The 8,589-nt window shown below is 71.2% G+C and carries 8 protein-coding genes and 2 pseudogenes; 9 read left to right on the top strand and 1 reads right to left on the bottom strand.

Annotated elements, in window-relative coordinates; all coding sequences use genetic code 11:
- From ABD481_RS46065 to ald, 6 genes and pseudogenes are all read left to right on the top strand, one after another.
- Positions 1 to 312, top strand: a pseudogene (locus tag ABD481_RS46065) (hypothetical protein); the annotation flags it as partial.
- A 12-nt stretch (positions 313 to 324) separates the two neighbouring features.
- A complete protein-coding gene (locus ABD481_RS46060) occupies positions 325 to 822 on the top strand; it encodes a roadblock/LC7 domain-containing protein (RefSeq protein WP_344672275.1) in 498 nt (165 codons plus the stop codon).
- Positions 819 to 1,229: a DUF742 domain-containing protein gene (locus ABD481_RS46055; RefSeq protein ID WP_344672274.1), complete on the top strand. Its 411-nt coding sequence runs from the start codon at positions 819 to 821 to the stop codon at positions 1,227 to 1,229. The genes ABD481_RS46060 and ABD481_RS46055 overlap by 4 nt, the downstream gene beginning before the upstream one ends.
- Complete coding sequence (locus ABD481_RS46050; RefSeq protein ID WP_344672273.1) at positions 1,222 to 1,806, top strand: GTP-binding protein; 585 nt, start codon at positions 1,222 to 1,224, stop codon at positions 1,804 to 1,806. Before ABD481_RS46055 ends, ABD481_RS46050 begins: the two co-directional genes overlap by 8 nt.
- Positions 1,807 to 1,901: 95 nt before the next feature.
- On the top strand, positions 1,902 to 3,110 hold the full coding sequence (locus ABD481_RS46045; protein ID WP_344672272.1) for an RtcB family protein: 1,209 nt from the start codon (positions 1,902 to 1,904) through the stop codon (positions 3,108 to 3,110).
- A gap of 335 nt (positions 3,111 to 3,445) precedes the next feature.
- The gene (gene ald / locus ABD481_RS46040) at positions 3,446 to 4,561 is read left to right on the top strand and encodes an alanine dehydrogenase (RefSeq protein ID WP_344672271.1); all 1,116 of its coding nucleotides are present in this window, start codon (positions 3,446 to 3,448) and stop codon (positions 4,559 to 4,561) included.
- A gap of 122 nt (positions 4,562 to 4,683) precedes the next feature.
- Here the strand turns inward: ald and ABD481_RS46035 are convergent, their stop codons facing one another.
- Positions 4,684 to 5,202 carry a hypothetical protein gene (locus ABD481_RS46035; RefSeq protein ID WP_344672270.1) on the bottom strand — a complete coding sequence of 173 codons (519 nt, stop codon included), beginning with the start codon at positions 5,200 to 5,202 and terminating at the stop codon, positions 4,684 to 4,686.
- Between the two features lie 195 nt (positions 5,203 to 5,397).
- Between ABD481_RS46035 and ABD481_RS46030 the strand changes: the two genes are divergently transcribed.
- The 3 genes and pseudogenes from ABD481_RS46030 to ABD481_RS46020 all read left to right on the top strand — a co-directional run bounded on the left by ABD481_RS46030 (position 5,398) and on the right by ABD481_RS46020 (position 8,414).
- Complete coding sequence (locus tag ABD481_RS46030) at positions 5,398 to 6,339, top strand: tyrosine recombinase (RefSeq protein ID WP_425559435.1); 942 nt, start codon at positions 5,398 to 5,400, stop codon at positions 6,337 to 6,339.
- Between the two features lie 492 nt (positions 6,340 to 6,831).
- Positions 6,832 to 7,752, top strand: a pseudogene (locus ABD481_RS46025) (ParA family protein); the annotation flags it as partial.
- On the top strand, positions 7,749 to 8,414 hold the full coding sequence (locus ABD481_RS46020; RefSeq protein ID WP_425559436.1) for a hypothetical protein: 666 nt from the start codon (positions 7,749 to 7,751) through the stop codon (positions 8,412 to 8,414). The pseudogene ABD481_RS46025 and the gene ABD481_RS46020, both read left to right, overlap by 4 nt.
- Positions 8,415 to 8,589 lie beyond the last annotated feature (175 nt).

The raw sequence follows: 8,589 nt of genomic DNA, 5'->3' as shown, positions 1-8,589 counted from the left end.
GGCGCCGCGAGCGCGCAGCGGGCCAGCCCGGCGGCCGCCCCGCAGAGCGCCACCGCCCCGCAGGCGTCCGACAACGCGCTCCCACGGCGCGTGCGCAAGGCGCCGGCCCAGCCGGACTGGCCCACGGCCCCGTTGTCGGCGGTCACCGGCCCGGCCCAGCCCCAGGACGCGGTGGCGGTGCGGGACGCGTTGCTGGAGTACGAAGCGGGGGTGGAACGGGCGCTGTACGACAGCGCCGACGACATGCCGACCCGCCGGCCCTCGGCCCGCCACGCGGGCCCGGCGCCGGAGCGGGACGGGGAAGACCAATAGGAGGACGACGCCATGATCGGCTCTAGCAGTGCCGCGCCCTGGGAAAGCGACGAGCAGCGCCTCGCCGCGGACGCCGCGGACTTCACGTGGATGGTCGCCCGCTTCGCCAACGAGACCGCGGGCGTGGTCGACGCCATCGCGGTGTCGTCCGACGGGTTGCTGATCGCCGTCTCCCGGCCCCAGGACCAGGGCGCCTCCGAACGCCTGGCCGCCGTGGTGTCCGGGATGACCTCGCTGGCCGCCGGGGCCGGCGGGAACTACGGTCTGGGCGCCCTGAACAAGGTGATCATCGACATGGAGGGCGGCTACCTGCTGATCGCCCGGATCGGCAGCGGGGCGGTGCTGGGCGCGGTCACCACCGCCGACGCCAAGCTGGCCAACGTCGCCTACGAGATGACGCTGTTCGCCAACCGGGTCGGCACGGTGCTGAGCCCGGCGCTGATCATGGAGCTGAAGAACACGGTCGGGATGGGCGTGCCCGCACGCAGACCGGGCGGTGGGCAGGGGTGAGCGAGGCGGTCGGGGGCGGCCCCGAGACCGGCGCCGAACCGGTCTCGGCGGTGCGGCCGTTCCTGCTCACCGAGGGCCGGGTGGTCGGCGAGGAGCAGGCACTGCCGATGGAGACCCAGCTGGTGGCCACCCCCGAGGCCCTGGCCCAGCTGGCGCAGCCGCATCTGGCGTTCGAGCGGCGCGCCATCATCGAGACCTGCCGGGTCCCGGTCTCGCTGGCCGAGCTCGCGGCCCGCCTGGGCCTGCACCTGAACGTGGTCCGCGTGCTGGTCGGCGACCTGCACACGCGGCGGATGCTCACCGTCCACGTGCCCCGCGCGGCCGGCAGCTCAGACTTGGACATTCTCAGAAGGGTGATCGATGGCCTTCGCGCAATCCACACGTCCGGCGGACCCGGCCATGGCTGACGCGGGCGCGACCACGACCGCGCCGCGGCCCCCGCAGCCGGTGAAGATGGTGGTCTCCGGCGGCTTCGGCGTCGGCAAGACCACCGCCATCGCCTCGGTCAGCGAGATCGAGCCGCTCACCACCGAGGCGGCCATCACCGAGGTCGCGGCCGGCATCGACGACGTGTCGATGACGCCCCGCAAGACCACCACCACGGTGGCGATGGACTTCGGGTGCCTGACCCTGGACCCGACGCTGAAGCTCTACATCTTCGGCACCCCGGGTCAGGACCGCTTCGGCTTCATGTGGAAGGACGTCACCGCCGGCGCGCTCGGCGCCCTGGTGGTCGTCGACTCCCGCCGCCTGGACGACTGCTTCCCGGCCGTGGACTACTTCGAGCGCGACGGCACCCCGTTCGCGATCGCGGTCAACGCCTTCGACGGCGTGCTCTCGCACTCGCTGCCGGCCGTGCGCTCGGCCCTGGACGTGGCCCCGGAGGTGCCGGTCGTGGCCTTCGACGCGCGCAGCGGGGACTCGGTGCGGGAGTCGCTGATCGTGGTGCTGGAACACGCGCTGACCCGCGCGCGGGGGTTCTGACCGGGCGCAAATCCGGTTGCCGCGCGAACCCCGTCCATGGCCTCATGGTTCCCGTTGTCCGATGACCACGCGAACGAAAGAGGCAGGGTAGAAGCATGTACACGAACGTTCCCGGATCCAGTGGCGCGAGCTCGCCGATCCGGATGTGGGCCGATCCGGAGTCTGTGGAGCCGCAGGCGCTGGAACAGCTCCGAAACGTCGCGGCGCTGCCCTGGACGCACGGGGTCGCGGTGATGCCCGACGTGCACACCGGGATCGGGGCGACCGTCGGTTCGGTCATCGCCATGCGGGACGCGGTCTCGCCGGCGGCGGTCGGGGTCGACATCGGCTGCGGCATGTCCGCGGTCAGGACCTCGCTGACGGCCGATCAGCTGCCCGACGACCTCGGCCGGCTGCGGACCCGGATCGAGCAGGCGGTGCCGGTCGGCCGGGGGGTGCACCGGGACGCGGTCCGGCTGGAGGCGGTGCAGGAGCCCGGTGCGAAGAAGCCGCTGCGGGGCTGGCACGAGTTCTGGGCCGGCTACGAGGAGCTGGAGCGGTCCGTCACCCGGGGCAAGCGGGGCCGGGTCTCGGAGCAGATGGGCACCCTCGGGGGCGGCAACCACTTCATCGAGGTGAACGTGGACACCGAGGGCTTCGTCTGGCTGATGCTCCACTCCGGCTCGCGGGGGATCGGCAACCAGCTCGCCGCCCACCACATCGAGGTCGCGCGGACGCTGCCGCAGAACCAGGACCTGCCCGACCCCGACCTCGCGGTCTTCCTCGCGGGCACCGCGCAGATGGCGGCCTACCGGCGGGACCTGTTCTGGGCGCAGGAGTACGCGCGGCGGAACCGGGCCGTGATGCTGTGGCTGTTCGCCGAGGTGGTGCGCAAGGAGTTCCCCAAGGTCGCCTTCGACAAGGCGATCTCGTGCCACCACAACTACGTGGCGGAGGAGTCCTACGACGGCGTCGACGTGCTCGTCACCCGCAAGGGCGCGATCCGGGCCGGCGGGGGAGAGCTGGGCATCATCCCCGGGTCGATGGGCACCGGCTCCTACATCGTGCGGGGGCTGGGCAACGAGGCCTCGTTCAACTCGGCGTCGCACGGCGCCGGCCGGCGGATGAGCCGGACGCAGGCCCGCAAGCAGTTCACGGTCGAGGACCTCAAGGCGCAGACCAAGGGCGTGGAGTGCCGGAAGGACACCGGGGTCGTGGACGAGATCCCCGGCGCCTACAAGGACATCCGGTCCGTGCTGGCCCAGCAGTCGGACCTGGTGGAGATCGTCGCGGAGCTCAAGCAGGTGGTGTGCGTGAAGGGCTGAAGCCCCCCGAAGCCACCAACCCCGCACCGCCGCACGGATCGTGCGGCGGTGCGGGGTTTTCGCCTTTCTTCGCCAGGGCTGTGAGCTGGACAACCTTCGATCGGCAGGATCGGGGCGCTACGGGTCGTACGATTTCCGCCATCGGGCTTGACAGGTTGTCACCGATTGCGGCGCGCCGCCGGGGATACAGTGGCCTCGACGCCTTGGGCACGAGTCGGACACCAGCCGCATTCGACCGCCATCCAGGTGTCTGTTCGCTTTTCTACGCATATCGCACGCCGGGGCCGACAGCGAGGTCGGCGCCGTACCGAACCGAACGAAGGACGCTGGTCGACATGAAGGTCGGCATTCCCCGCGAGCTGAAGAACCACGAGTACCGGGTCGCCATCACCCCCGCCGGGGTCCACGAGCTGGTCCGCAACGGCCACGAGGTCTTCGTCGAGCAGGACGCCGGCCTCGGCTCGTCCATCTCGAACGAGGAGTACGCGGCGGCCGGCGCGACCATCCTGGGCACCGCGGACGAGGTGTGGGCCACCGGCGACCTGATCCTCAAGGTGAAGGAGCCGATCGCGGCGGAGTACCACCGCATGCGCCAGGACCAGGTGCTGTTCACCTACCTGCACCTGGCCGCCTCGCGCGAGTGCACCGACGCCCTGCTGGACTCGGGCATCACCGCCATCGCCTACGAGACGGTGCAGCTGCCCGACGGCTCGCTGCCGCTGCTGGCCCCGATGTCCGAGGTGGCCGGCCGGATGGCGGCCCAGGTGGGCGCGGCGACCCTGCAGAAGGCCAACGGCGGGCGCGGCGTGCTGATGGGCGGCGTGCCCGGCGTGCAGGCGGCCAAGGTGGTCGTGATCGGCGGCGGCGTCTCCGGCATCAACGCCGCGGTGATCGCCAAGGGCATGGGCGCCCAGGTGAAGCTGCTCGACAAGAGCATCGCCCGGCTCCGCCAGGTGGACGCCGACCAGTTCGGCGAGCTCCAGACCCTGGCCTCCAACGCCTTCGAGATCGAGCAGGCCTGCCTGGAGGCCGACCTGGTGATCGGCGCGGTCCTGGTGCCCGGCGCCAAGGCCCCCAAGCTGGTCAGCAACGACCTGGTGGCCCGGATGAAGCCGGGCTCGGTGCTCGTCGACATCGCCATCGACCAGGGCGGCTGCTTCGAGGACTCGCACCCGACCACGCACGCCGACCCCACCTTCCAGGTCCACGAGTCGGTGTTCTACTGCGTCGCCAACATGCCCGGCGCGGTGCCCTACACCTCCACCTACGCGCTGACCAACGTCACGCTGCCCTATGCGGTCGAGATCGCGAACCTGGGCTGGAAGGAGGCGTGCCAGCGCGACCACGCCCTGGCCCTGGGCCTGAACACGCACGACGGCAAGCTGACCTACCCGCAGGTCGGCGAGGCGCACGGTCTGCCCTCGCTGAAGCTGGACGAGGTGCTGGCCTGACGGACCGGCCGGCGATCGCCGCGGAGACGCGGAGAACGCGAGAACGCGGAGAAACGCGAAAACGGTGAAGGGCCCCGGAATGCTCCGAGGCCCTTCAGCGTCATTGCCCGAACGGTGTCCGCTCACCCCTGGCCGGGGGGCGGGACCTGCCGCTGCTGGAGCGCGCCGGCGAGGTTCTTGATGTCGCCGCCGGCCGCGGTGAAGCCGAGGTAGCCGAAGACCGCCGTCGCGATCGCGATGACCAGGCTGACGTAGAGCGCCCAGCCGGCCCCCGAGCTCGCCGAGCCGCCGAAGCCGTCGGCCTCACTGGCCGAGGGGTAGGTGACCCACCGCAGGATGATGATGATCGCGGACACGACCGCGGTCGCGGTGCCGATGGTCCACAGCAGCAGGGCCGGCCACTTGATGATGTCCAGCGCCCACAGCGCGGTGACGACGCCCAGCGCGATCAGGAGCAGGACGGGGAACCAGGCCCCGAACTTGGCGTCCCAGGCCGACAGGCTCCCCGAGGAGCTGTGGCCCATGAAGCTCACCGACGCGGTGTACCACGGCAGGAAGCTCAGGATGAAGACCAGGATCGCCCCGCCCACGAATACCTGACCGGTGCGCCCGAGCCGGGCCAGAAGCTGATTGAAATCCACTTGGTGCTACCCCCAGTAGTAACGATGCGTGATCACCGCACGTCCGGCACTTTGCCGCAGTACGTTCTACGCCACGCCGGCCCCTACTCGTAAGGTCCCGCGGGCGAAGGCCCCGGGAAACATCAGGAGAATCCCCGGCAACGTCCTGATCCATCAGAAATCTGATGGATCACCCCCTGCAGTAGCGTGGACACCGTGGCCGGCGACCTCGATTCCCGCGTGCGAGCCCACCTGGAGCATTTGGCGGTGGAGCGCGGACTGAGCATCAACACCTTATCGGCCTATGACCGTGATCTGGCCCGGTACAGGGTTTTCCTTGACGGGCTGGGCCGGGCCGACCTCAACGGCGTGACTAGGGCCGATGTCGGGGCGTTCCTGGCGAGCCTGGGCGGCGCGGCCTCCTCGGTGGCGCGCACCATGTCGGCGGTGCGCGGGCTGCACCGCTTCGCCCTCGCCGAGGGCTGGGTCGGGGTCGACGTCACCGACGAGGTGCCGCCGCCGCGGGTGCCGCTGCGGCTGCCGAAGGCGCTGCCGCTGGCCGAGGTGGAGGCGTTGCTAGCGGCCGCCGAGGCGACCCCGCCGACCAAGAGCGGTGCCCCGATGGCGTTGCGGGACCGGGCCCTGCTGGAGTTCCTCTACGGTACCGGGGCCCGGGTCAGCGAGGCGGTGGATCTGGACGTCGACGACGTCGACCGCCAGGACCGCACGGTGATCCTGGACGGCAAGGGCGGCAAGCAGCGGCTGGTGCCGGTCGGCTCCTATGCCTGCCGCGCGCTGGAGGAGTATCTGTCCGGGCTGCGGCCCGAACTCGTGCGCAAGGCCCGGAAAGGCAATGGCGGAGCGTTGTTCCTCAATGCCCGCGGCGGGCGGCTGACGAGGCAGGGTGCGTGGACGGTGCTGGGCGCCGTCGCCGAGCGCGCGGGAATGGCCGGCAAGGTCTCTCCGCACACATTGCGCCACTCTTTCGCCACCCACCTGCTGGACGGCGGTGCGGATATCAGGACCGTGCAGGAGTTGCTGGGTCACAGTTCGGCCACGACCACCCAGATCTACACCCGGGTGACCGTCGAACGGTTGCGCGAGGTGTACGCAACCAGCCATCCCAGAGCCCTGACCGGCGATCTGCCGGTAGGCTGACCTATCGGGGACGACGGCTCGCGAGGGGTTTCAGCGCCTACTGGAGGATACTGAGACCATCCCGTGACCGACCGTCCTGATATGAGATGACAGATACCGGCGACGCTTACCGGTTCGGGTGATTTATCTCCTGTTTTCCAGCGGAAACCGGGTTGAAACACCCCGCCTGTGTCTCATTGCCTTGCTGTAATGACACCGTGCCCATAGAGTCACTCCAGCGATGAGAGTGGGCAAGTCGGTAAGGAGGTAGAACGACTTGTGAATGAGTCGACATTTGCTGCCGGACGGGTGGCCGAACAGGCCGCCGCCGCCGATGGCGGTACCACTGGCGCGATGGCGTCTCAGACGGGGACCTCGCCTGCTCCTCGTTCCACACAGCGTTCCGAGGACATGATGACTACGACCGATAAGACCTCCGACGCCACCCGGACCGGGGTGGAGTTCGACGATCCGTACGGCATCATCGAGGACGAACTCCGCTATCAGGACGGATTCGATCCCGATGCCGAGATAGAGCCCGATCCCGACTACGCCGCAACGCTGGCGCCGGATCCGGCGACGCAGCGCCGCGAGCGCGTGGGGCCCACCGGCCGGCCGATGCCGCGCTTTCCGGTGCCGCGCCCCCCGGTCGAGCACGGACCGGCCCGGATCATCGCCATGTGCAACCAGAAGGGCGGCGTGGGGAAGACCACGTCGACCATCAATCTGGGCGCGGCGCTGGCCGAGTACGGGCAGAAGGTGCTCCTGGTCGACTTCGACCCGCAGGGCGCGCTGTCGGTGGGCCTGGGTGTGAACCCGATGGAGCTCGACCGCACCGTCTACAACCTGCTGATGCACCGCGGCGTGAACGTCGAGGACGTGCTGCTCAAGACGGTGACACCGGGCATGGACCTGCTGCCGTCGAACATCGACCTGTCGGCCGCCGAGGTGCAGCTGGTCACCGAGGTGGCCCGGGAGTCGGCGCTGGCCCGCACGCTCAAGCCGGTGATCGGCGACTACGACTTCATCATCATCGACTGCCAGCCCTCCCTGGGCCTGCTCACCGTCAACGCCCTGACGGCCGCGCACAGCGTGATCGTCCCGCTGGAGTGCGAGTTCTTCGCGCTGCGCGGTGTGGCGCTGCTCACCGAGACCATCGAGAAGGTCCGCGAGCGGCTGAACCCGGAGCTGGAGCTGGACGGCATCCTGGCCACCATGTACGACGCGCGCACCGTCCACGGCCGCGAGGTGCTGGCCCGGGTGGTGCAGGCCTTCGGCCCGCAGGTCTTCCACACCGTGATCGGCCGCACCGTCCGCTTCCCGGAGACCACCGTCGCCGGCGAGCCCATCACCTCGTACGCGTCGGCCTCGGTGGGCGCGGCCGCCTACCGCCAGCTGGCGAGAGAGGTGCTGGTCCGGTGCCACGCCGGGTGAGGATGCCCGCAGCAGACGAGCTGTTCCGCACCACCGCCGGCAACGGGACCCTGATGCGCGACGGTCGGGGCGAGGACGCCGAGCAGCGTCCGGCCCCGGCCCGGGAGCGCGGGCCGGGCGGGCACAACGCCGTCGCGCCGCCGAACGGGCCCGGCACGCCGGGCGCGGCCGGGACGAAGGGGCCGGCCAAGACCGGGCCGCCGGCGCCGGGCGAGCAGAGCGCCGGGCCGTCCGGACCCTCGGGGTCCGCGGCGTCGTCCGGGTCGGCCGGGCCCGCCGGGCCCGCCGGGTCCGCCGGGAGGAACGGAGCCCCGGTCATGCCGTCGCAGACCCCGGGCGCACCGGGCACCCAGCCCGCCGCCGCCCCGTCGGCCGCCGCCGCCGAGCCGTCCGCCGAGCCCCCGCCGCCGGCGTCGGCCCGCAAGGTCACGGCCCCGCGCCGGCCCAGCGGCCGCGAGCGCCACGACGAGAAGATCACCGTCTACGTGTCCCCGGACGAGCTGCTCGGCCTGGAGCACGCGCGCATCACCCTGCGGGGCGAATACGGCGTCGCCGTCGACCGCGGCCGCATCGTCCGCGAGGCGGTGGCGGCGCTGCTGGCCGACCTCGACGCGCGCGGACGGGACAGCATCCTGGTCAAGCGGCTGTCCTCCGGCGGCTGACCGCTAGAGTTCAGGCGTGAGCGTGGAAGCAGAGGCTGCGACGGCCCCGGAGGCGGTCCCGGCCGACCAGGGGCCGGAGCGGCAGGGGCCGGGGCAGGCGGCGGAGCCCGCGCCGGACGGCGGGCCCGGCGGAGCCGCGCTGCCCGCCGCGCCCGACGCGCCCGCCGCGCCCGAC

The organism is Catenulispora yoronensis (genome assembly GCF_039531695.1).
In the GTDB taxonomy this organism is placed as follows: Bacteria; Actinomycetota; Actinomycetes; order Streptomycetales; family Catenulisporaceae; genus Catenulispora; species Catenulispora yoronensis.
This window is presented reverse-complemented; position numbering and strand designations above follow the sequence as displayed.